We start from the raw sequence: 22,648 nt of genomic DNA, 5'->3' as shown, positions 1-22,648 counted from the left end.
AGTATGACATCATTTTAGTGAAAGTTGTTGCTCACATAATTTATACACTAAGTTAGTGAGCAACTTTTGAGTTTAGGCTATCGATTTTTAAGTGCAAAACCAATTGCTACATATGCCCAACCTTGGAATATAAGATCAATACCTAAAAACATGCCTAATACCCAAAGGCTGTTATATGGCCAACCTGCAAGTATCATAAATCCTAAAATTAATGTGATGATTCCTGAGGTTAAAACCCATCCCCAGCGTGGTAAATAGCGGTTGTTCATTGCCGCAAAGATTTGAGTAAAGCCACTCATAATCAGTAGAATAGAAACCACTAATGTTAACGCTGATGATACAGCGATAGGTTGGAAAAATGACATTAAACCAATAAAAATATATAAAACGCCCATTACAGCCCATAACGCTGATTGTCCAAAACCTTTAATATTAAAAGAGTGTACTGCTTGAGCAATACCTGCAATTAAAATTAATGTTCCAATAAAATACACTGAAAAGACAGTTGCGACGAATTGATAGCCTAGTGCTAAACATCCTAACACGATTAAAATTATACCAACTAAAATAAACCAGTTTGATTTTTGTTTGAGATTATTAATATTGTTTAAATCAGTTATCATATGCATTTCCTATATTGTCATGATTAATTTATGTTGTTGGGTATATGCCTATCAATAATTTTGCCAATAGCGATTGACGAAAAAAGATAAGCTATTACAGTTTAATACAATATACACAACAATGATTAGGGTTGAGTTTTGTTGTGTTTTTATAGCGTTAATATAATAAAACTAAATATAAAATTATTCTTTATCTTTCAGTGCTTCATCAAGTGTTGAGAAAAACATCAATTTATTTGGAACAGGTACAATTTTAGCTCGCGCTATTGTTTTTAGCGGCTGAAATTGTAATTCACAAATTGATAAATCAACCTGTTTTGGTAATTCATCAATAAAATGAATTAATGCATTTAATCCACCAGCATCAAGAATAGGCACCGCATCCCATTGTAATACAATATGCTCATAGCCATTTATTTTCTGGTAAATTTCCGAAAAGGTGCGCTCAGCAGCGGCAAAAAATAGTGGTCCATTAATGCGGAGAACTAATGTTTTTTCATTGGTTCGATTGATTTCAACCAAACGTGTCATATGTGCAATGCGACGCATAAATAGAATTGAAGCTAAGACTATGCCAAGTGTTATAGCAATCACCATATCAAATAATACGGTTAAAGACATACAAATAAGCATAATCAAAATATCATCTTTAGGTGCGCGTTTAATGATATAAATTACGCGTTGTACTGCGCTCATATTCCACGCCACGATTAATAATAATGCTGCCATTGCTGAAAGCGGGATATAAGATAAAAGTGGAGCAAAGCAGATAAGCGCTAATAAAACAATGATTGAATGTAGCATTGCAGCAACAGGGGATGTCGCACCCGCTTTGACATTGGCGGCAGAACGTGCGATAGCTGCTGTTGCTGAAATTCCACCAAAAAATGGCGCAATGATATTTCCCAACCCTTGACCGATCAATTCACTATTGGAATGATGTTTGGTATGAGTCATTTCATCTAATACTACAGCGCAAAGCAGTGATTCAATAGCACATAACATCGCCATAGTGAGTGAAATGGGGAGCAGCGCGGAGAGCGTAGACCAGTCTAAATTAAAATCCGTATATTGCCATGGCAAAATGAATTCAGGTAACACCGATGGAATGCCATGACCAATACTATTGTCGGCTAACGTATAAGTGAATCGAGAACCGATGGTTTCAATTTGATAACCAAATTGTTTAAAAATAAACATAACGGCAATACCAGCAATTAAGGCAGGTAAATGACCTGATATTTTTACTCGAAATTTTGGCCAGACAATTAAGACAATTAATGTCACGATTCCAACTAGGGTATCGGCTATGTTGATAGTGGGTAATGTTTTTGCTAATTCAATGACCTTTGTAATGTAATTTTCGGGCATGTGTTCGAGTGTTAAGCCAAAAAAATCTTTGATCTGCATGGTGGCAATAGTAATTGCAATACCAGATGTAAAACCTAAAACCACGGGTAGAGGAATATATTCAATTAATCGACCTAATCTTACAACGCCCATTAAAATTAGAAAAAAACCGGATAATAGTGTCGCTACTAATAATCCAGCTAATCCATATTGTAACGAAACTGGATATAAAATAACAACGAAAGCAGCAGTTGGACCCGAAACGCTATAACGCGATCCGCCTGTTAATGCAATGACTAATCCTGCAATAATTGCCGTATAAAGTCCATGTTGAGGCGGTACACCACTGGCAATAGCTAGTGCCATTGCTAGCGGAATTGCAATAATACCAACTGTAATGCCTGCAATAAGGTCTTTAAAAAAGCGAGTGAGGTTATAAGGGGTTGTTATACATGCCGAAATGAAAGCACAACAAATTTTAGTACCAGTAAATCCATATAATTTCATTAGTTTTTTTATCAATTAAGCAAAGGTTATTTTTAATGGGTAATAAGATAATCCTTTTTACAAAAATTAAAAAGAGATGACTTAAAATAATAATCTGTTTTTTGACCTTGCCATTTATAATAGGTAGAATAAAAATTAAATGATTTAATTCGACTGATCACAATACTATCTGAAACATTCAATTTGGCTACATTATAATTAAACGTTTATTGTGTTATATAAGTTAATTTTTTACTGAGAAGTTTGGTAAATAGATATTTAATTGTCAGGAGTATTTTTATGGATTATGCCAAAAAAATTTGTGCTCTGTGTTTATTTGCCTTTTCTTGTATGGGATTTGCCGAACAGCAAATAGCGGCAGGATCTAAAACTGCATATCATTTTGATTCGAAATACACATACACACCAGCGCCTGATGGTTACGATGCTTTTTATATTGATCATGTTGGGCGGCATGGATCGCGTTATATTAGCAAATCAAAATATGAAGATATTGCCTACCAAACTTTATTAATCGCTGAAAACAAGGGTCAGTTGACGCATCTTGGTAAAGATTTGCTTGACCAAATTAGCCGTATTACACAATTGAATAAAGGCCATTATGGCGCTCTAACCGATCTGGGACGACAAAATATTCGTTTAATCAGTCAGCGGATGTTGAATAATTATCCTTCTGTTTTTAAAGGTCAGAAAATTGAGGTTATCTCTTCAAGTTCACCCAGAGCTAAAGAGACAGCAAACATTTTTGTTGAAGCTTTTCATTCAAAATATCCTCAAATCAACGTCACGCAACAGCAAGAAGATCAACAAACATTATTGCGTTTTTTCGAGTATTCCCCCGCTTATGAGGAATTTAAACAAAGTAAAAAAGTGAAAAATGCAGTAAAATTGATTGAAAATATGCCAGATTCATGGGAGATGGGGTACCATTTTTTACACCGAATTTTTAGTGATGAGTTTATCCAAAAACATTTAGATAAAGGTCTTGAAATTAATGAAAATTCATCCATAAAATCAATGGATTTTGTTATTGCAGTTTATCAGTTGTATCAAGAATTACCCGCTTTTTCTCCACAATTATTAGCAGAAAATCATGTGGATCTTAATTCATTTTTTCATGAAGATGAAAAAACACAATTTAATAATATCGTTACTGTAAAAAATTATCTACAAATAGGTCCAGCCTTTGATGCAAATGGTATTCAGATTAAAATAGCTGCACCTTTACTATGGGATATGTTAAATACAGCAGATTTTGCCATAAAGAATAATAATATTGACGCTAATTTGCGTTTTGCCCATGCCGAAACCGTATCGCCTTTGGCGACTTTACTTGAAATAGAAGGGACTGCAACAGTTGCAAATCCGATAGTACAATATCCTTTGGTTTGGCAGGCAGATAAAATTATTCCTATGATGGCGAATATTCAATGGATTTTTTATAAAAGTAAAAAAGTAGATCAACCGATACTGGTAAAGATTCTGTTAAATGAGCAGGAAGTGCATCTTCCTGTCAAAACTGAACATTATCCTTACTACTATTGGGAAGATGTAAAACAATATTATCTTACTAAGCTAAATAAATTAGGTTTATCCCCTCAAGCATCAGCAATAGATATGTTAAAAAATTTAAGATGATTATAAAGGTGATAAATAATAATTTTACTGAAATTGTTTATTCGTCTTTTACGGTAAAATAATTCACTTTTTAGTTAATCTATTTGTTGAGGCATGAATAATATTTTAAGTCTGTAACCAAAAAGTAACCGGACCATCATTAATCAATGATACTTGCATATTGGCAGCAAATTGCCCAGTTTGGGTATTAATTTGTTTTTTACATTGCTCGACAAAAAATTGATAGAGTTTATTGGCTTCGTCGGGTTTTGCTCCCTTAGTAAAACTAGGTCGCATTCCCTTTTGGGTATCAGCAGCAAGTGTAAATTGAGAAACAACTAATACCTCACCTTTAGCTTGCTGAACATTCAAATTCATTTTTCCCTCACTATCGCTGAAAATACGATAGCCTAGAACTTTTTCACATAATCGAGTGGCTTTTTGTTGATCATCACCTTGCTCAACACCTAATAAAATAAGTAGGCCATGGTTGATTTGTCCAATAATTTGTTTATCAACAGTAACACTGGCTTGCGTAACGCGTTGTATTAAGGCAATCATAGATTTTATTATTCCACTTGAGACTGATTTTCAATAGATTGTTTTTGTTGGCGGTTATAGTCAGTCAATGTCGCGGCAAACTCTGCACCAAATAGCACAATACACCATGAACAGTAAATCCAAACCAACATAATAGGTATCGAAGATACCACACCATAAATCAATTGATAGGTAGGAAAAGAGCTAACATAAAGTGAAAATGCTCGCTTTCCTATTTCAAATAAGACTGCAGCGACGATTGCGCCAATAAATGACTCTTTAAAAGGGACAGATTCGGTAGGAATAATACTATAAAGTAACCAAAAACCAATAACAGAAATAAGAAATGGTAAAATGCTAATTAGTAGGTTACTGGTTATCGCTGTAGAAATCCATTTTAACGAAAAAATATATGAACTTATCGCTACGCTACTGCCAGCCAAAATAGGGCCTAAGGTTAATATTGTCCAATAAATGGTTATATTATAAATTAATGAGCGTTTGCGTTTTGTTTTCCAAATATGATTGAGAGCTGTGTTAATTGAATTGATCAATAATAACGATGTGACAATTAGTCCGATTATCCCAACCACAGTCATTTTCTTTGTATTGGCAATAAACTGTTCCAGATAGTTTTGGATAGTGTCACTGGCTGTTGGTACTAAATTACTATAAATTAACTGCTTCAATGATCGACTCACTTCACTAAACATTGGAAAAGCAGACAGTAAAGAAAAGATTACCGTAATCAACGGTACTAGTGCAAGTATCGTGGTATAAGCTAACCCTGCAGATGATGTCGTTAAACGGTCATGGTTGATCCGCCACCATAACATTTTTGAGAACAGTTGTATGTGCTTAAATGTTTTCATCGTTTTTATTTGTTAGAAACAACACAATTGTTAATACCATTACTGAGTAACGAGCTCATTGTTTTATCAGCCTCATTTTTGTTGGTAAAAGGTCCGACAGTCACACGATACAGTTGACCTGCAGAAATATTACCACTTATTCCTGTCATAGCAAGTTTGGCTCTTAGTGTATCAGCATTAGCTTTATCTTTAAAAGCTCCACATTGTAGTGACCATTTATTTGAGGTATTCACTATTTGACTTGTTTGTGATGGGGCTGAAGTCGTTGTTATTTGTGTGTTAGCATTATTCGTGTTATTGGTATTTTGTGTGGTTGTAACAGGACGTGAATTATTAACAAAACTATCGAGAATTTGTTGTCGTTCACTTGCAACAGAATTTGTTTGAGCGTTAGAGCTAGCATTTGGCGTTTCTAATTCTTTTAAATATGTCCATCTTTCTTGGGGTTGTTCTGGTAACGTGATTGCCGGAGGTTGAGTTTTCGCTTTGGGCTGTTCAGTAATTTGCGTAGGTTTATTATTTGAAACAAAGTAGAGAATAGCAGAGAACAGAATAATAATGATAATAGCTAATAATATCATTAAATTAGGCATATTTCGTGACTTATTTTTTTTAGATTGGCTCTTTTTTCTCACATAATCACGCTGAACCACAATAAACTCTCTTTGTTTTTATTTGTTATTGATAAATGATTAGCACATAAATAAAAAAAGTGGTTTTCACCACTTTTTGCTAGGTTCTTAATTAACTATAGTAACTAACAGAATAAAGTATTAAGCTAATGCTTTTATCTGTTTGATTAAATTCGCTTTATGACGTGCTGCTTTGTTTTTGTGGATTAGACCACGAGCCGCTTGACGGTCAATAACTGCTTGCATGTCTTTAAATGCTACTTCAGCTGTTTGTTTATCACCAGCTGCAACAGCTGCGTAAACTTTTTTAATATAAGTACGCATCATTGAACGGTTACTAGCATTATGTTTACGGCGTTTTTCGGATTGAACCGCACGTTTCTTAGCTGATTTGATATTAGCCAAAGTCAACTCCCAAATTTAGAAAAATTAGATATTAATAAGGCGGCAAAATATGCCTGATTTTCTTTCTTTTGTCAATGCTGTTAGATAAAAAAATTTTGTGGCTTTTCGATTAAGTATTTAACGTAAATGTTTACTATTTAAGCGTTAATGAAAGTAACCTAATCTTATTTTTTATGTTAGAATAATGTAAAATTTATTTTATTTATATTTCATAAGAGGATGTCTCATGTCTATTATTAGAATGCAAGATCTTGATCTAAAAGGAAAACGTCTATTTATTCGTTCAGATCTTAATGTGCCAGTTAAAAATGGTAAAGTAACCTCTGATGCACGTATTAAAGCATCATTGCCAACAATTGAAGAGGCAATTAAAAAAGGTGCTAAAGTAATGGTAACCTCGCATATTGGGCGTCCAACCGAGGGAGAATATAATCCAGAATTTTCACTGCAACCTGTTGTTGATTATTTAAAAGAACATGTTTCATTTCCTGTCCGCCTAGTTAAAGATTATCTTAACGGTGTTGACGTTAAAGAAGGTGAACTTGTTGTGCTTGAAAACGTACGTTTTAATGTCGGCGAAGGTAAAGATGATGAAGCTTTATCAAAAAAATATGCCGCACTTTGCGATATCTATGTTATGGATGCTTTTGGTACAGCACATCGCGCTCAAGCGTCTACTCATGGTGTTGGTAAATTTGCGCCAGTTGCTTGTGCAGGCCCATTATTAGCTGCTGAATTAGATGCTTTAGGTAAAGCGCTTGATAACCCAGCTCGTCCAATGGTTGCGATTGTTGCGGGTTCTAAAGTATCAACTAAGTTAACAGTACTTGATTCTTTATCAAAGATCGCTGACCAAATTATCGTTGGTGGTGGTATTGCGAATACTTTCATTGCTGCTGAAGGTTATAATGTTGGTAAATCACTTTACGAAGCAGATTTAATTCCTGAGGCAAAAAAATTAATGGCAAATTGCCATATTCCTGTTCCAACTGATGTGCGTGTGGCTACTGAATTTAGCGAAACGGCTACAGCCACTGAAAAATCAGTAAAAGATGTTAAAGAAAATGAACAAATTCTTGATTTAGGTGATAAATCAGCAGAAGCATTAGCTGATATCATCAAAAAAGCCAAAACTATTTTATGGAATGGCCCTGTTGGTGTGTTTGAATTCCCGAATTTCCGTCGAGGTACTGAAATTGTAGCGAAAGCTATTGCTGATAGTGCAGGTTTTTCAATCGCAGGTGGTGGTGATACATTAGCTGCAATTGATTTATTCGGAATTGAAGATAAAATCTCTTATATCTCAACTGGTGGTGGAGCTTTCCTTGAATTTGTGGAAGGTAAAAAATTACCGGCTGTTGCAATGCTAGAAGCGAGAGCTAAAGCGTAATTAAGACATTTAATAAAAAAGGATGAGCCAATCACTCATCCTTTACTTTTTATATAAATAAATTTATAGGTAATAAAATGGCTACAAAGATTTCTGATGTTGTTAAACCTGGTGTGGTAACTGGTGATGATGTGCAAAAAGTATTTCAAATTGCACGAGAAAATAATTTTGCATTACCAGCTGTAAACTGTGTTGACACTAATACAATCAATGCGGTTATTGAAACAGCAGCTAAAGTTGGTTCGCCTGTTATTGTGCAATTTTCTAATGGCGGTGCACAATTTATTGCGGGTAAAGGTTTAAAACTTGAAGGTCAAGAATGTGCAGTGTTAGGTGCTGTATCTGGTGCTAAACATGTGCATTTAATGGCTGAAAAATATGGTGTACCAGTGATTGTTCATACCGATCACTGTGCAAAAAAATTACTGCCTTGGGTTGATGGGTTACTTGATGCTGGCGAAACGCATTTTGCTAAAACTGGCAAACCACTATTTTCTTCTCACATGATCGATCTATCAGAAGAAACTTTAAAAGACAATATTGATATTTGTTGCCAATACCTTGCTCGTATGTCAGCAATGAAAATGACATTAGAGTTAGAGCTTGGTTGTACTGGTGGTGAAGAAGATGGTGTTGATAATAGCCATATGGATAGTTCAGCACTTTATACTCAACCTGAAGATGTCGCTTATGCTTATGAGCGTCTAAGTGCAATTAGTCCACGTTTTACTATCGCAGCATCATTTGGTAATGTTCATGGTGTGTATAAACCAGGAAATGTTAAGTTAACACCAAAAATTCTCGATAATTCACAAAAATATGTTTCTGAAAAATTTAGCTTACCTGAAAAATCATTGAATTTTGTATTCCATGGTGGTTCAGGCTCTACTCCTGAAGAAATTGCTGAAGCAGTTAGTTACGGTGTTGTTAAAATGAATATCGATACTGATACGCAATGGGCAAACTGGGCTGGTATTTTAGATTATTACAAAGCCAACGAAGCATATTTACAAGGTCAATTAGGCAACCCAGAAGGACCTGATGCACCTAATAAAAAATATTACGATCCACGTGTATGGTTACGTAAAGGACAAGAATCATTAGTTGCACGTTTAGAACTTGCATTTAAAGAACTTAATGCAATTAATGTACTTTAATTCTTGAATAACATTGTTATTAAATAAAAGCAGGCGGTAAATATTGCCTGCTTTTATGTGTAATAAATAAATCTTGCATTTATTAATCGATTGTAGGATAATTCTGCCCTCATTTAACTTAGGGGAGCTGTCTATTTATTAATAGAGGCGTTTGCACCCGAGAAAAGGAAACTAAAAATGGCAAAAAAAGTACAAGCTTACATCAAGTTGCAAGTTGCAGCTGGTGCAGCAAATCCTAGTCCACCAGTTGGTCCAGCACTTGGTCAACACGGTGTTAATATTATGGAATTCTGTAAAGCATTTAATGCAAAAACAGAAAGCATGGAAAAAGGTCTACCTATTCCTGTTGTTATTACAGTCTATTCTGATCGTTCATTTACTTTTGTTACTAAAACTCCACCTGCGGCAGTATTATTAAAGAAAGCTGCTAAAATCAAGTCTGGTTCTGGCGAACCTAACAAGAAAAAAGTAGGTAAAGTAACGAGTGCGCAAATTCGCGAAATCGCTGAATTAAAAGCTGCAGATATGAATGGTGCTACCATTGAAACGATGATGCGTTCTATTGAAGGGACTGCACGTTCAATGGGCTTGGAAGTGGAGGGTTAATTCATGGCTAAACTATCTAAAAAAGCTAAACTTATCCGCGAAAAAGTGAATGCGACTAAACAATATGATATCAACGAAGCAATTGCTTTATTAAAAGAACTTGCCACTGCTAAATTTACAGAAAGTGTTGATGTTGCAGTTAATTTAGGTATTGATTCACGTAAATCAGACCAAAATGTGCGTGGTGCAATTGTACTTCCACACGGAACCGGTCGTAGTATTCGTGTTGCAGTCTTTACTCAAGGTGCAAACGCTGATGCCGCTAAAGAAGCTGGCGCTGAATTAGTGGGTATGGACGATTTAGCGGATCAAATCAAAAAAGGCGAAATGAATTTTGACGTGGTTATCGCATCACCAGATGCTATGCGTGTTGTTGGTCAATTAGGTCAAATTTTAGGGCCTCGTGGTTTAATGCCAAACCCTAAAGTGGGTACTGTAACGCCTAACGTTGCTGAAGCAGTGAAAAACGCTAAAGCTGGTCAAATCCGTTACCGTAATGATAAAAATGGTATTATCCATACCACTATCGGTAAAGCTGATTTTGATGCAGATAAACTTAAAGAAAATTTAGAAGCATTACTTGTTGCGTTAAAACGAGCAAAACCTGCATCTGCTAAAGGTGTATTTGTGAAGAAAGTTAGCCTATCTACTACAATGGGCGCAGGTGTTGCTATCGATCAAGCGACATTAAATGCAACAGTTTAATTATTTCGATAATTAAAAAAAAATCGGTTGGTGTCTGGCCTTAACCAGACCCCGTCCAAGACCGTAGGTGTAATTGATATTTAATTACTTAATCTTCCTACGTAGACGGTGACAGAACCTGATAAGATATAATAGAGGGATTCTGCTCATCGTGGTTGTGCTAGCTACGTGTGTAGTTAGTTAAAATAAGTCTAGGCTTTGCCTAGTATATAATCCAGGAGCAATACCAATGGCACTAAATCTTCAAAATAAACAAGAAATTGTTGCTGAAGTTAATGAAATCGCCAAAGGTGCGCTATCTGCAGTTGTTGCTGATTCTCGTGGCGTAACTGTAGAAAAGATGACTGCATTACGTAAATCTGCTCGTGAAGCGGGTGTTTATATGCGTGTTGTTCGTAACACCTTATTACGCCGCGTTGTTGAGGGAACTCAATACGAGTGCTTAAAAGATGCGTTTGTTGGTCCAACTCTTATTGCATTTTCAAATGAGCACCCAGGTGCTGCTGCGCGTATTTTTAAAGCGTTTGCAAAAGAAAATGAAAAATTTGAGATTAAAGCCGCAGCCTTTGAAGGTGAGTTGATTACTGCAGCGAACATTGATCGCTTAGCAACATTACCTACTTATGAAGAAGCATTAGCTCGCTTGATGTCAACCATGAAAGAAGCCGCAGCTGGCAAATTGGTTCGTACTCTTGCAGCAGTTCGCGATCAAAAACAAGCTGCTTAATTGGCAGTGTGATTGTGAATATTATTAATTAAAAAAATTGTAAATTTGGGAAACTATATTATGTCTATCACTAAAGAACAAATTTTAGATGCAGTTGCTGAAATGTCTGTAATGGATGTTGTTGAACTTGTATCAATGATGGAAGAAAAATTTGGCGTTTCTGCAGCGGCAGCTGTAGCAGTTGCAGCAGCTGGTCCAGCTGAAGCAGCAGAAGAAAAAACTGAATTTGATGTAATCTTAAAAGATGTTGGCGCTAACAAAGTCGCTGTTATCAAAGCAGTTCGTGGTGCAACAGGTTTAGGCTTAAAAGAAGCGAAAGATCTTGTTGAATCAGCTCCAGCAACAGTTAAAGAAGGCGTTAGCAAAGCTGATGCAGATGAACTTAAAAAGGCACTTGAAGAATCTGGTGCAGTTGTCGAACTTAAATAAGTTTATCAATTGTAAGCTAAGTGGCTGGGGGTTTTTACCTCCAGCCTTTTTGCGCTGTAAAAAGTCAAAGAATTTTATTTGAAGACTATCAATAAAAAGTAATAAAGAAATAGTATATTTATTAAGCCTAATCAATTGATATTTATAGATATTTTCGATGAGGTGTCAGGCGTTCTTATTTGATAGATAGTAATACCCCTGATGAATATTTAATCATGCTAAAATAGCAGATAAGCAAGTTGAGGAACTAATGGTTTACTCTTATACCGAGAAAAAACGAATTCGTAAGAATTTTGGTAAACGTCCACAAGTCTTGGATATACCGTATCTTCTTTCTATTCAACTTGATTCGTTCCAGAAATTTATTGAGCAAGATCCAGAAGGTCAGTACGGCTTAGAAGCCGCTTTTCGTTCAATATTTCCGATAAAAAGTTATAGTGGTAACGCTGAGTTACAATACGTGAGCTTTAAAATGGGCGAACCTGTGTTTGATGTTAAAGAATGTCAAATTAGAGGGATCACTTACTCAGCACCGTTGCGCGTTAAATTACGTTTAGTTATTTATGATAAAGATGCGCCAGAAGGAACAGTTAAAGATATTAAAGAGCAAGACGTCTATATGGGCGAAATTCCTTTAATGACGGATAATGGTACATTTGTGATTAACGGCACTGAACGTGTTATCGTTTCACAATTACATCGTAGTCCGGGTGTGTTCTTTGATAGTGATAAAGGTAAAACGCACTCTTCTGGTAAAGTTTTATATAATGCGCGGATTATTCCTTATCGTGGCTCTTGGCTTGATTTCGAATTTGATCCAAAAGACAATCTTTTTGCTCGTATTGACCGTCGTCGTAAACTTCCAGCGACAATTATTTTACGAGCGCTTGGTTATGAAACCGAAGAAATTTTAGATATCTTCTTTGAAAAAACTATTTTTGAAGTTGGCAAATCAAAATTAAAAATGGATCTGGTTCCTGAGCGTTTACGTGGTGAAACGGCTCTATTTGATATTGAATCAAAAGGTAAAGTTTATGCTGAAAAAGGCCGTCGTATAACCGCACGCCACATTCGTGAACTAGAAAAAGATAAAGTAACTAAGATTGATGTACCAGTTGAATATATCGTTAATAAAGTATTAGCAAAAAATTATGTTAATGAAGAGACTGGTGAAGTTATTGCTTTTGCTAACACGCCAATTTCGTTAGAGCTATTGCTTGAATTAACCAATGCTGGCCATAAAAAAATTGAAACATTATTTACCAATGATTTAGATCATGGTGCATTCATTTCTGAAACATTAAATGTTGATTCAACTCGTGACCGTTTAGGTGCATTAGTTGAAATTTATCGTATGATGCGCCCTGGTGAGCCACCAACAAAAGAAGCAGCTGAAGCACTATTTGATAATCTATTCTTCTCTGACGAACGTTATGACTTATCAGCAGTAGGTCGTATGAAGTTTAATCGTTCTTTAGGGCGTGAAGATATCGAAGGCGAAAGCGTGTTAACCAAAGGCGATATCGTTGATGTCATGAAGAAACTTATCGCTATCCGTAATGGTCATGGCGAAGTGGATGATATCGACCATTTAGGTAATCGTCGTATTCGTAGTGTTGGTGAAATGGCAGAAAACCAATTCCGTATTGGTTTAGTTCGTGTTGAGCGAGCTGTAAAAGAGCGTCTATCTTTAGGCGATCTTGATTCATTAATGCCACAAGATATGATTAATGCTAAACCAATTTCAGCGGCAATTCGCGAATTCTTTGGTTCGAGTCAGTTATCGCAGTTCATGGATCAAAACAATCCATTATCTGAAATTACGCATAAACGTCGTATTTCTGCCTTAGGTCCGGGTGGTTTAACGCGTGAACGTGCAGGCTTTGAGGTGCGTGACGTACATCCAACTCATTATGGTCGCGTATGTCCGATTGAAACACCTGAAGGTCCAAACATTGGTTTGATTAACTCATTGGCGGTGTATGCTCGTACTAATGAGTATGGATTCTTAGAAACCCCATATCGCCGAGTCATTGATGGCGTTGTAACTGATGAGATTAACTATTTATCAGCAATCGATGAAAGTGAATTTGTTATTGCACAGGCAAACTCAAATTTAGATGATGATGGTCGTTTTAAAGAAGATTTAGTGACTTGTCGTTTAAATGGTGAATCTGGTTTATATAGCCCGGAACAAGTTCATTATATGGACGTATCAACACAACAAATCGTTTCTGTTGGTGCTTCATTAATCCCATTCCTTGAGCACGATGATGCGAACCGTGCCTTGATGGGTGCAAACATGCAACGTCAAGCAGTACCGACATTAAAAGCGGAAAAACCGTTTGTTGGTACAGGTATGGAACGTGCAGTTGCGGTTGACTCAGGTGTAACTGCTGTTGCTCGTCGAGGTGGTACTGTTCAATATGTTGATGCATCACGTATCGTAATCAATGTCAATGCTGACGAAATGTATGCTGGTGAAACAGGGATTGATATTTATAACTTAACCAAATACACCCGTTCTAACCAAAATACTTGTATTAACCAAATTCCATGTGTGGAGTTAGGTGAAAAAGTTGAGCGTGGCGATGTGCTTGCAGATGGTCCATCAACGGATTTAGGCGAGTTAGCACTTGGTCAAAATATGCGCGTGGCATTTATGCCATGGAATGGTTATAACTTTGAGGATTCGATTTTAGTCTCTGAAAAAGTGGTACAAGATGACCGTTTCACCTCGATTCATATTCAAGAGTTATCTTGTGTATCTCGTGATACTAAATTAGGTGCTGAAGAGATTACTGCTGATATTCCAAATGTGGGTGAAGCAGCACTTTCTAAACTCGATGAGTCTGGTATTGTTTATATCGGCGCTGAAGTAAAAGGTGGTGATATTCTGGTTGGTAAAGTGACGCCTAAAGGTGAAACACAATTAACACCAGAAGAGAAATTACTACGTGCTATTTTCGGTGAAAAAGCATCTGATGTTAAAGATACTTCATTACGTGTACCAAATGGTGTTTCTGGTACAGTTATTGATGTTCAAGTCTTTACGCGTGATGGTGTACAAAAAGATAAACGTGCACTTGAAATCGAAGAGATGCAGCTTAAACAAGCACGAAAAGATTTGACTGAAGAACTTAAGATCTTAGAAGCAGCATTGTTTGCACGTATTCGTGATGTGTTAATTTCTGGTGGTATCAAAGCAGATAAATTAGATGCTCTGCCACGTGAAAAATGGTTAACTATTGGGATTGCTAATGAAGATAAGCAAGCACAATTAGAGCAACTTGCCGAGCAGCACGAAGAAATTAAAGTTGAGTTTAACAAAAAACTTGAAGCTAAACGCATGAAGATTACTCAAGGTGATGATTTACAACCTGGAGTGCTCAAAATTGTTAAAGTTTATTTAGCGGTTAAACGTCAAATTCAGCCTGGTGATAAGATGGCGGGTCGCCATGGTAACAAAGGGGTTATCTCAAAAATCAACCCAATTGAAGATATGCCATATGATGACAAAGGACGTCCAGTTGATATCGTGTTAAACCCACTAGGGGTTCCATCACGTATGAATATTGGACAGATTCTCGAAACCCACTTAGGTATGGCGGCTAAAGGTATTGGTCAAAAAATTGATACAATGCTTAAAGAACAGCAAGAACTTGCTAAATTACGTGAGTTTATCCAAAAAGCATACGATCTTGGTTTAGGTGCTGCACAAAAAGTTAATGTTGCAGAATTTACCGATCAAGAAGTGATGACATTGGCACAAAATTTACGTAATGGTATGCCACTTGCTACACCAGTATTTGATGGTGCAAAAGAGCAAGAAATCAAGTCATTACTAGAATTGGGTGATTTACCGACTTCAGGTCAAATTACATTATATGATGGCCGTACGGGTGAACAGTTTGAACGTCCGGTAACGGTAGGTTATATGTACATGCTTAAATTAAATCACTTAGTTGATGATAAGATGCATGCACGTTCTACAGGTTCATATAGTCTGGTTACTCAACAGCCATTGGGTGGTAAAGCTCAATTTGGTGGTCAGCGTTTCGGTGAGATGGAAGTATGGGCACTTGAAGCTTATGGTGCTGCTTACACACTACAAGAAATGCTAACGGTCAAATCAGATGACGTAAACGGCCGTACTAAGATGTATAAAAATATTGTAGATGGTGATCATCGTATGGAACCTGCGATTCCAGAATCATTTAATGTATTGTTAAAAGAGATTCGTTCGCTAGGTATTAATATCGAGTTAGATGAAGAGTAATCTTCACTAACTAAAAATGATTTCTATTTATAGGGATAACTTATCAGCAATGATAAGTTATCTAATTGGTTTAACTCCATAGGAGCCAATTGTGAAAGACTTACTAAAGTTTCTAAAAGCACAAACAAAAACAGAAGACTTTGATGCTATCAAGATAGGCCTTGCTTCTCCTGATATGATTCGTTCATGGTCTTTTGGTGAAGTTAAAAAACCTGAAACAATTAACTATCGTACGTTCAAACCTGAACGTGATGGATTATTTTGTGCGCGTATTTTTGGACCCGTTAAAGATTATGAATGTTTATGTGGAAAATATAAACGTTTAAAACATCGTGGTGTAATTTGTGAAAAATGTGGCGTTGAAGTCACACAAGCTAAAGTGCGTCGTGAACGTATGGGGCATATTGAGCTTGCATCACCAACTGCACATATCTGGTTCTTAAAATCATTACCATCACGTATTGGTCTATTATTAGATATGCCACTTCGTGACATTGAACGTGTGCTTTATTTTGAATCATTTATGGTTCTTGACGGCGGAATGACAAACTTAGAACGTGGTCAAATCTTAACAGAAGAACAATATTTAGATGCGTTAGAAGAGTTTGGCGATGAATTTGATGCTCGTATGGGAGCGGAAGCTATTCAAGAATTATTACGTAATATTGATGTGCAAGCGGAATGTGAAGCACTACGTGACGAACTTTCAACGACAAACTCTGAAACAAAACGGAAAAAAATCACTAAACGGATTAAGATTATCGAAGCATTCATTCAATCAGAAAATAAACCTGAATGGATGATCTTAAACGTATTACCTGTGTTGCCACCTGATTTACGTCCATTAGTACCACTTGATGGCGGACGTTTTGCAACATCAGATTTAAATGATCTTTATCGTCGAGTGATCAACCGTAATAACCGTTTAAAACGTTTATTAGACTTAGCTGCGCCAGATATTATTGTACGTAATGAAAAACGTATGTTACAAGAATCTGTCGACGCATTATTAGATAATGGTCGCCGTGGTCGTGCTATTACTGGTTCAAACAAACGTCCATTAAAATCACTTGCCGATATGATTAAAGGTAAGCAAGGTCGTTTCCGTCAAAACTTATTAGGTAAACGTGTCGATTACTCGGGTCGTTCTGTAATTACTGTAGGTCCATATTTACGATTACATCAATGTGGTTTACCGAAGAAAATGGCACTTGAACTATTCAAACCATTTATTTACGGTAAATTAGAGCGTCGTGGTTATGCAACTACCATTAAAGCAGCCAAGAAAATGGTTGAGCGTGAAGATGCAATTGTTTGGGATATCTTAGATGAAGTTATTCGTGAACATCCAGTATTACTAAACCGTGCGCCGACACTACATAGATTAGGTATTCAGGCATTTGAACCTATTCTAATTGAAGGTAAAGCGATTCAATTACACCCATTAGTTTGTGCGGCATTCAATGCTGACTTCGATGGTGACCAAATGGCGGTGCACGTTCCATTGACGTTAGAAGCGCAATTAGAAGCGCGTGCGTTGATGATGTCAACCAATAATATCCTTTCACCTGCGAGCGGTGAGCCTATTATTGTTCCTTCTCAGGACGTGGTATTAGGTCTTTACTACATGACGCGTGACAAAATCAATGCGAAAGGTGAAGGCATGGTTTTAACTGGTCCTAAAGAAGCAGAAAAACTGTATCGTTTAGGTTTAGTTGAGTTACATGCGAAAGTTAAAGTACGTATAACAGAAAGCCAACGTAACAGTGTTGGTGAGTGGGAAGAAACAACCTCTGTGGTAGATACTACAGTTGGTCGTGCTATCTTATGGTTAATTATGCCGAAAGGTATGAGCTTCTCTGTGATTAACCAACCACTAGGTAAAAAAGCGATTTCTCGTATCTTGAATATCTGTTATCGTCAATTAGGTATGAAAGAAACCGTCATTTTGGCTGACCAAATAATGTACACTGGATTTGCTTATGCTGCTCGTTCAGGTGTATCAGTTGGTATTGATGATATGGAAATTCCAGCGAAAAAATCGCAAATCATCAATGAAGCTGAAATTGAAGTTGCTGAAATTCAAGAACAGTTCCAATCAGGTTTAGTTACCGCTGGTGAACGTTATAATAAAGTTATCGATATTTGGGCAGCAGCGAATGAACGTGTTGCAAAAGCGATGATGGATAACTTATCAACTGAAAAAGTGACTAACCGTGAAGGCAAAGAAGAAGTACAATCTTCTTTTAACAGCATCTATATGATGGCCGACTCAGGTGCTCGTGGTTCTGCCGCTCAGATTCGTCAGTTAGCAGGTATGCGTGGTTTGATGGCAAAACCGGATGGTTCTATCATCGAAACCCCAATTACGGCAAACTTCCGTGAAGGGTTGAACGTTCTTCAGTACTTTATCTCGACCCATGGTGCGCGTAAAGGTCTTGCCGATACCGCATTAAAAACAGCGAACTCAGGTTACTTAACTCGCCGTTTAGTTGATGTGGCGCAAGATCTCGTTGTTATTGAAGATGACTGTGGCACGTTAGAAGGTGTAGTAATGACACCCGTTATCGAAGGTGGAGATGTTAAAGAGCCACTTCGTGAACGTGTATTAGGTCGTGTAACAGCAGAAGATGTATTAAAACCAGGTAGTGCAGATATTTTAATTCCTCGTAATACACTACTTGATGAAAGTTATTGTGATTTACTCGAAGCTGAATCAGTTGATAGTGTGAAAGTCCGTTCTGTGGTTTCGTGTGATACTGATTTTGGGGTTTGTGCGAAGTGTTATGGTCGTGACCTTGCCCGTGGTCACTTGGTGAATAAAGGTGAAGCAATCGGTGTTATTGCAGCACAATCAATCGGTGAGCCAGGTACACAGTTAACCATGCGTACGTTCCATATTGGTGGTGCGGCATCGCGAGCGGCAGCAGAATCGAGTGTTCAAGTGAAAAACAAAGGTAGCATTAAATTAACCAATGCTAAATTTGTAACTAACCCAGATAAGAAACTGGTTATTACATCTCGTAATGCTGAGTTAACCATTATTGATGAATTGGGTCGAATGAAAGAAACTTACAAAGTTCCTTATGGTTCGATTTTAACCAAAGGTAATGGCGCAACAGTTGATGCTGGTGAAACAATCGCTAACTGGGATCCACATACCATGCCAGTTATCTCTGAAGCGAAAGGCTTTGTCAAATTTGTAGATATGGTTGATGGTCAAACTATTACTCGTCAAACCGACGAATTGACAGGTTTATCATCAATTGCAATTTTAGATGTGGCTGAACGTACTGGGGTAGGTAAAGATTTACGTCCGGCAATTAAGATTGTGGATGCAAAAGGTAATGATATTTATGTTGCTGGCACTGAAATGCTCGCGCAATACTTCTTACCTGGTAAAGCATTAGTCCAATTAGAAGATGGTGCTGAAATCAATGTGGGTGATACCCTTGCACGTATTCCACAGGCATCGGTTGGTACCAAAGATATTACCGGTGGTTTACCACGCGTTGCTGACTTATTTGAAGCACGTAAACCGAAAGAGCCAGCAATTCTTGCTGAAATCGATGGTATTATCTCGTTTGGTAAAGAGACCAAAGGTAAACGTCGCTTAATTATCACTCCACTTGATGGTAGTGATCCATATGAAGAGATGATTCCAAAATGGCGTCAACTTAACGTATTTGAAGGTGAACAAGTTGGACGTGGTGATGTGATTTCTGACGGTCCAGAATCTGCACATGACATTTTACGTTTACGTGGTGTTAATGCAGTGACACGTTACATCGTTAACGAAGTTCAAGAAGTTTATCGCTTACAAGGTGTAAAAATCAATGATAAACACATTGAAGTCATTGTTCGTCAGATGTTACGTAAAGCGACAGTTATTCATCCGGGTGGTTCTCGTCTACTTGACGGTGAACAACTTGAAGTATCACGCTTGAAAATTATTAATCGTGAACTTGAAGCACAAGGTAAAGAACCAATTGTTTACTTGCATGATCTGCTTGGTATTACTAAAGCATCACTTACTACTGAATCATTTATTTCTGCGGCATCGTTCCAAGAAACGACTCGCGTATTAACTGAAGCAGCAGTTGCGGGTAAAAACGACGAATTACGTGGCTTGAAAGAAAACGTTATTGTTGGTCGATTAATTCCGGCTGGTACGGGTTATGCTTACCATAAAGAGCGTTTACGTAAACGTGCAATGCCATCAACTGATGACATTCAAACAACTGTTTCTGCTGAAGAAGCAACAGCAAACTTAGCTGAATTACTTAACTCTGCAGCGGAAGAAAACAACAATCAATAATTGGTTGATTTAATTTTTAAAATAGCACGTGTAAACGTGCTATTTTTTTATCGGACATAAGTAAATTAAAAGGAGATATTTATGTATATAGTCATGAATCGTTTTAAAATTAAACGTGGTAGCGAAGATACTTTTATTGATATATGGCGAAATCGTGATAGCCATTTGAAAGAGATGAAAGGATTTAATCGTTTTTATTTCTTACAAGGAAAAACTGAAGAAAACTATACACTATTTTCATCTTTTGCAGAGTGGGAAACTAAAGCGGATTTTGACGCTTGGGTAAACTCTGAACATTTCAAACATACTCATCGAAATACCAATAATCGGTCAAATAATCATGATATCTATTTTGCGCCAGCAGAGCTTGAATGCTTTGAAGTGATTTTATAGCCAATAATCTGATTATAATTATCGGTAAAAATTAAAAGATTGTTATACTTATAATAAATGGCTTTGTGAGCAACCATTAATAAAGCAATGAAGTGTTTTGCATAAATTCCTTCGATTATACTTCGCAAGTTTGCGAAAACTCGATATAATATTTAACAGTTAATTTAAACTATGTGGTATGCAACTGAAATATAGTGAATGATAACAATCAGTTAGCGACATAAATTTTTGTCTTTATCTCTAATAATCTCATCTTTATCGATTAAGTTGTCTATTGTTGTTTTTACGCCATTTGCTTTTGTGCATTATGGTTATTTAAAGCAGTAACTGGATGTCAGAATAAGTTATTTTTCATCGTTGCTTAATTAATTAGTATTCACATTTAACCAAAGTTAAGTACTTTATAAGAGGTTTATAATGAAATCAAAATCTTTGTTAGTTATTCTTGTACTCATTATTATTGGTGGATTTATCTTTTTTAAAGATTATAACAGTATTCAAACTCAAGATGAGGCGGTTGCAGCTTCTTGGTCAGAAGTTATTAACCAATATAAAAGACGTGCTGATTTAGTGCCCAATTTGGTTAATACAGTAAAAGGTTATGCAACTCATGAAAAAGAAGTATTAACACAAGTCACTGATGCACGAGCTAAAGTTGGATCGATTCAAATTAATGCTGATCAGTTAACGGATCCTACTTTATTTTCGAAATTCCAACAAGCACAATCCGATTTAAGTTCAGCATTAAGCAGGCTTATTGCTGTAAGTGAGAATTATCCCGATCTTAAAGCTAATACACTTTATCAAGATTTGATGAGCCAACTTGAAGGTACAGAAAATCGTATTACAGTAGCAAGAGGACGCTACATTGAAACGGTTAAAAATTTTAACAGTTATATCCGTACGCTACCAACTAAATGGGTTGCAGATATTTTAGGTCAACAACCTAAGCAACAATTTACGGTTGATAATGAAAAACAGATCTCTGATGCACCTGCTGTCAATTTTGGACAGTAAATATAAATGAAAAGGTTATTTGTATTCAGCGTGCTATTGATGATCAGTTGGCTGAGTTATGGGTTAACTGAGATCCCCGTATTTAGCCAACGTGTTATTGATATCACGCATACCCTGACATCGTCACAAATTGATAAGCTAGAATCAAGTTTAATTGCGTTTGAAAAACCACGTACTGATGGTGCACAAATTGCGGTATTGATGATAGCGAAGCTTGATAATGAAACGATTGAGCAATATGCCGATAGGGTTTTTATTGACTGGAAAATTGGTAAAAAAGGTCGTGATAATGGCATATTGTTACTGATCGTTAAAGATGATAAACGTATGCGTATCGAAGTCGGCTATGGTCTTGAAGGCACCATTACCGACTTGATTGCTAGCCACATTATTCGTGACCAACTTGCACCTCAGTTTAAACAACATAACTATTATCAAGGCATATACGACGCTTTAACCGTATTAAGTCAAAAAATCGATAATTCAGACACTACAACCGATGATGACTCACAACAGAATCTGAATTCATTGCTAGCAAGTGACTTTGGCGCAACTGTTTTTAATTATGGATTAGTCTCATTTTTTATCTGTTTTGTCATTGCTAACTTCATCTTATCTAACTCAGGCAAAATCAGTGCAAAACGAAGTTTAAGCACAGGATTACTCAATGGACTCTCTGTTGGCGGATTTACATTATGGCATGGCTATCCACTATATATTGCATTACCACTATTATTTTTAGCTTTTGTAGCAAGTACCATTTTAAGTGGTATTTTAATGGCTAAAGGAAGTGGAGGGGGCATTAACCGACGCGGTGGTGGCGGAGGTTTTGGTGGTAATAGTGGTGGTTTTGGTGGTTCTGGCGGATTCGGTGGTGGAGGTGGCGGACGCAGTGGTGGAGGTGGTGCTTCTGGTAGTTGGTAAAGATTTTAAGGGCGCTATACATAAAGGTATAGTATTTTTTAAATTTCTTAAAAGAGATTTTTTGTATGGTAGGATTTCGGACGTTTGCACCGAAATGAAAAAATCACAAAATTACTCACGTCCGAGATCCTAAAGAACAAAAATCAAAAAACGTTGT

18 protein-coding genes are annotated in these 22,648 nt (G+C 36.7%); 12 read left to right on the top strand and 6 right to left on the bottom strand.

The annotated features are described in order from the left end of the window. Window positions 1-77: 77 nt before the first annotated feature. Entirely contained in the window at window positions 78-623 is a 546-nt protein-coding gene (locus J3U59_RS10015) for an HdeD family acid-resistance protein (RefSeq protein WP_267334160.1), read from the bottom strand. Between the two features lie 183 nt (window positions 624-806). Continuing rightward, complete coding sequence (gene dauA / locus J3U59_RS10010; RefSeq protein ID WP_267334161.1) at window positions 807-2,480, bottom strand: C4-dicarboxylic acid transporter DauA; 1,674 nt, start codon at window positions 2,478-2,480, stop codon at window positions 807-809. Between the two features lie 279 nt (window positions 2,481-2,759). On the opposite strand from dauA, the gene J3U59_RS10005 reads away from it, so the two are divergent. Then, on the top strand, window positions 2,760-4,118 hold the full coding sequence (locus tag J3U59_RS10005) for a histidine-type phosphatase (protein WP_267334162.1): 1,359 nt from the start codon (window positions 2,760-2,762) through the stop codon (window positions 4,116-4,118). A 105-nt stretch (window positions 4,119-4,223) separates the two neighbouring features. Here J3U59_RS10005 and dtd read toward each other — a convergent pair whose 3' ends face one another. The 4 genes from dtd to rpsT form a co-directional block, all read right to left on the bottom strand. Then, entirely contained in the window at window positions 4,224-4,658 is a 435-nt protein-coding gene (gene dtd, locus J3U59_RS10000; RefSeq protein ID WP_267334163.1) for a D-aminoacyl-tRNA deacylase, read from the bottom strand. Between the two features lie 8 nt (window positions 4,659-4,666). Next, window positions 4,667-5,509 (bottom strand): virulence factor BrkB family protein, encoded by an 843-nt coding sequence (locus J3U59_RS09995; RefSeq protein WP_267334164.1) that lies wholly within the window; start codon window positions 5,507-5,509, stop codon window positions 4,667-4,669. A 5-nt stretch (window positions 5,510-5,514) separates the two neighbouring features. Continuing rightward, window positions 5,515-6,162, bottom strand: a complete 648-nt coding sequence (locus J3U59_RS09990) for an SPOR domain-containing protein (protein WP_267334165.1) — start codon at window positions 6,160-6,162, stop codon at window positions 5,515-5,517. 120 nt (window positions 6,163-6,282) lie between these two features. Then, on the bottom strand, window positions 6,283-6,546 hold the full coding sequence (rpsT, locus tag J3U59_RS09985) for a 30S ribosomal protein S20 (RefSeq protein WP_065634119.1): 264 nt from the start codon (window positions 6,544-6,546) through the stop codon (window positions 6,283-6,285). A gap of 226 nt (window positions 6,547-6,772) precedes the next feature. Between rpsT and pgk the strand changes: the two genes are divergently transcribed. The 11 genes from pgk (at window position 6,773) to J3U59_RS09930 (ending at window position 22,491) form a co-directional block, all read left to right on the top strand. Beyond that, entirely contained in the window at window positions 6,773-7,936 is a 1,164-nt protein-coding gene (gene pgk, locus J3U59_RS09980; protein WP_065634120.1) for a phosphoglycerate kinase, read from the top strand. 77 nt (window positions 7,937-8,013) lie between these two features. Further along, window positions 8,014-9,093, top strand: coding sequence for a class II fructose-bisphosphate aldolase (gene fbaA / locus J3U59_RS09975; RefSeq protein WP_065634121.1), 1,080 nt, complete (start codon window positions 8,014-8,016; stop codon window positions 9,091-9,093). Between the two features lie 177 nt (window positions 9,094-9,270). Then, a complete protein-coding gene (rplK, locus tag J3U59_RS09970; protein ID WP_034884321.1) occupies window positions 9,271-9,699 on the top strand; it encodes a 50S ribosomal protein L11 in 429 nt (142 codons plus the stop codon). Window positions 9,700-9,702: 3 nt separating this feature from the next. Beyond that, window positions 9,703-10,404: a 50S ribosomal protein L1 gene (rplA, locus tag J3U59_RS09965; protein WP_065634122.1), complete on the top strand. Its 702-nt coding sequence runs from the start codon at window positions 9,703-9,705 to the stop codon at window positions 10,402-10,404. Window positions 10,405-10,633: 229 nt separating this feature from the next. Continuing rightward, entirely contained in the window at window positions 10,634-11,131 is a 498-nt protein-coding gene (gene rplJ / locus J3U59_RS09960; protein WP_065634123.1) for a 50S ribosomal protein L10, read from the top strand. 60 nt (window positions 11,132-11,191) lie between these two features. Continuing rightward, a complete protein-coding gene (gene rplL, locus J3U59_RS09955) occupies window positions 11,192-11,560 on the top strand; it encodes a 50S ribosomal protein L7/L12 (protein WP_034884317.1) in 369 nt (122 codons plus the stop codon). A 250-nt stretch (window positions 11,561-11,810) separates the two neighbouring features. Continuing rightward, window positions 11,811-15,839: a DNA-directed RNA polymerase subunit beta gene (gene rpoB, locus J3U59_RS09950; protein WP_267334166.1), complete on the top strand. Its 4,029-nt coding sequence runs from the start codon at window positions 11,811-11,813 to the stop codon at window positions 15,837-15,839. A 91-nt stretch (window positions 15,840-15,930) separates the two neighbouring features. Beyond that, window positions 15,931-20,157 (top strand): DNA-directed RNA polymerase subunit beta', encoded by a 4,227-nt coding sequence (rpoC, locus tag J3U59_RS09945; RefSeq protein WP_267334167.1) that lies wholly within the window; start codon window positions 15,931-15,933, stop codon window positions 20,155-20,157. Window positions 20,158-20,238: 81 nt separating this feature from the next. Beyond that, window positions 20,239-20,550: an antibiotic biosynthesis monooxygenase family protein gene (locus J3U59_RS09940; protein WP_267334168.1), complete on the top strand. Its 312-nt coding sequence runs from the start codon at window positions 20,239-20,241 to the stop codon at window positions 20,548-20,550. A 417-nt stretch (window positions 20,551-20,967) separates the two neighbouring features. Then, the gene (locus J3U59_RS09935; protein WP_267334169.1) at window positions 20,968-21,567 is read left to right on the top strand and encodes a LemA family protein; all 600 of its coding nucleotides are present in this window, start codon (window positions 20,968-20,970) and stop codon (window positions 21,565-21,567) included. A gap of 39 nt (window positions 21,568-21,606) precedes the next feature. Beyond that, window positions 21,607-22,491: a TPM domain-containing protein gene (locus J3U59_RS09930; RefSeq protein WP_267334170.1), complete on the top strand. Its 885-nt coding sequence runs from the start codon at window positions 21,607-21,609 to the stop codon at window positions 22,489-22,491. The last annotated feature ends 157 nt before the right edge of the window (window positions 22,492-22,648 follow it).

This window comes from Gilliamella sp. B3783 (assembly GCF_026536125.1).
GTDB lineage: Bacteria > Pseudomonadota > Gammaproteobacteria > Enterobacterales > Orbaceae > Gilliamella.
Note: the sequence above shows the minus strand (reverse complement) of the source record. Positions and strands in the feature narration are given on the sequence as shown.

What these genes read in the sequence shown, in the direction of transcription:
- J3U59_RS09995 (WP_267334164.1), bottom strand. Translation starts at nt 5,509, where the DNA reads ATGAAAACATTTAAGCACATACAACTGTTCTCAAAAATGTTATGGTGG.
- rplA (WP_065634122.1), top strand. Translation starts at nt 9,703, where the DNA reads ATGGCTAAACTATCTAAAAAAGCTAAACTTATCCGCGAAAAAGTGAAT.
- fbaA (WP_065634121.1), top strand. Translation starts at nt 8,014, where the DNA reads ATGGCTACAAAGATTTCTGATGTTGTTAAACCTGGTGTGGTAACTGGT.
- rpoB (WP_267334166.1), top strand. Translation starts at nt 11,811, where the DNA reads ATGGTTTACTCTTATACCGAGAAAAAACGAATTCGTAAGAATTTTGGT.
- J3U59_RS10005 (WP_267334162.1), top strand. Translation starts at nt 2,760, where the DNA reads ATGGATTATGCCAAAAAAATTTGTGCTCTGTGTTTATTTGCCTTTTCT.
- dauA (WP_267334161.1), bottom strand. Translation starts at nt 2,480, where the DNA reads ATGAAATTATATGGATTTACTGGTACTAAAATTTGTTGTGCTTTCATT.
- J3U59_RS09935 (WP_267334169.1), top strand. Translation starts at nt 20,968, where the DNA reads ATGAAATCAAAATCTTTGTTAGTTATTCTTGTACTCATTATTATTGGT.
- rplK (WP_034884321.1), top strand. Translation starts at nt 9,271, where the DNA reads ATGGCAAAAAAAGTACAAGCTTACATCAAGTTGCAAGTTGCAGCTGGT.
- rplJ (WP_065634123.1), top strand. Translation starts at nt 10,634, where the DNA reads ATGGCACTAAATCTTCAAAATAAACAAGAAATTGTTGCTGAAGTTAAT.
- pgk (WP_065634120.1), top strand. Translation starts at nt 6,773, where the DNA reads ATGTCTATTATTAGAATGCAAGATCTTGATCTAAAAGGAAAACGTCTA.
- J3U59_RS10015 (WP_267334160.1), bottom strand. Translation starts at nt 623, where the DNA reads ATGATAACTGATTTAAACAATATTAATAATCTCAAACAAAAATCAAAC.
- rplL (WP_034884317.1), top strand. Translation starts at nt 11,192, where the DNA reads ATGTCTATCACTAAAGAACAAATTTTAGATGCAGTTGCTGAAATGTCT.
- J3U59_RS09940 (WP_267334168.1), top strand. Translation starts at nt 20,239, where the DNA reads ATGTATATAGTCATGAATCGTTTTAAAATTAAACGTGGTAGCGAAGAT.
- J3U59_RS09930 (WP_267334170.1), top strand. Translation starts at nt 21,607, where the DNA reads ATGATCAGTTGGCTGAGTTATGGGTTAACTGAGATCCCCGTATTTAGC.
- dtd (WP_267334163.1), bottom strand. Translation starts at nt 4,658, where the DNA reads ATGATTGCCTTAATACAACGCGTTACGCAAGCCAGTGTTACTGTTGAT.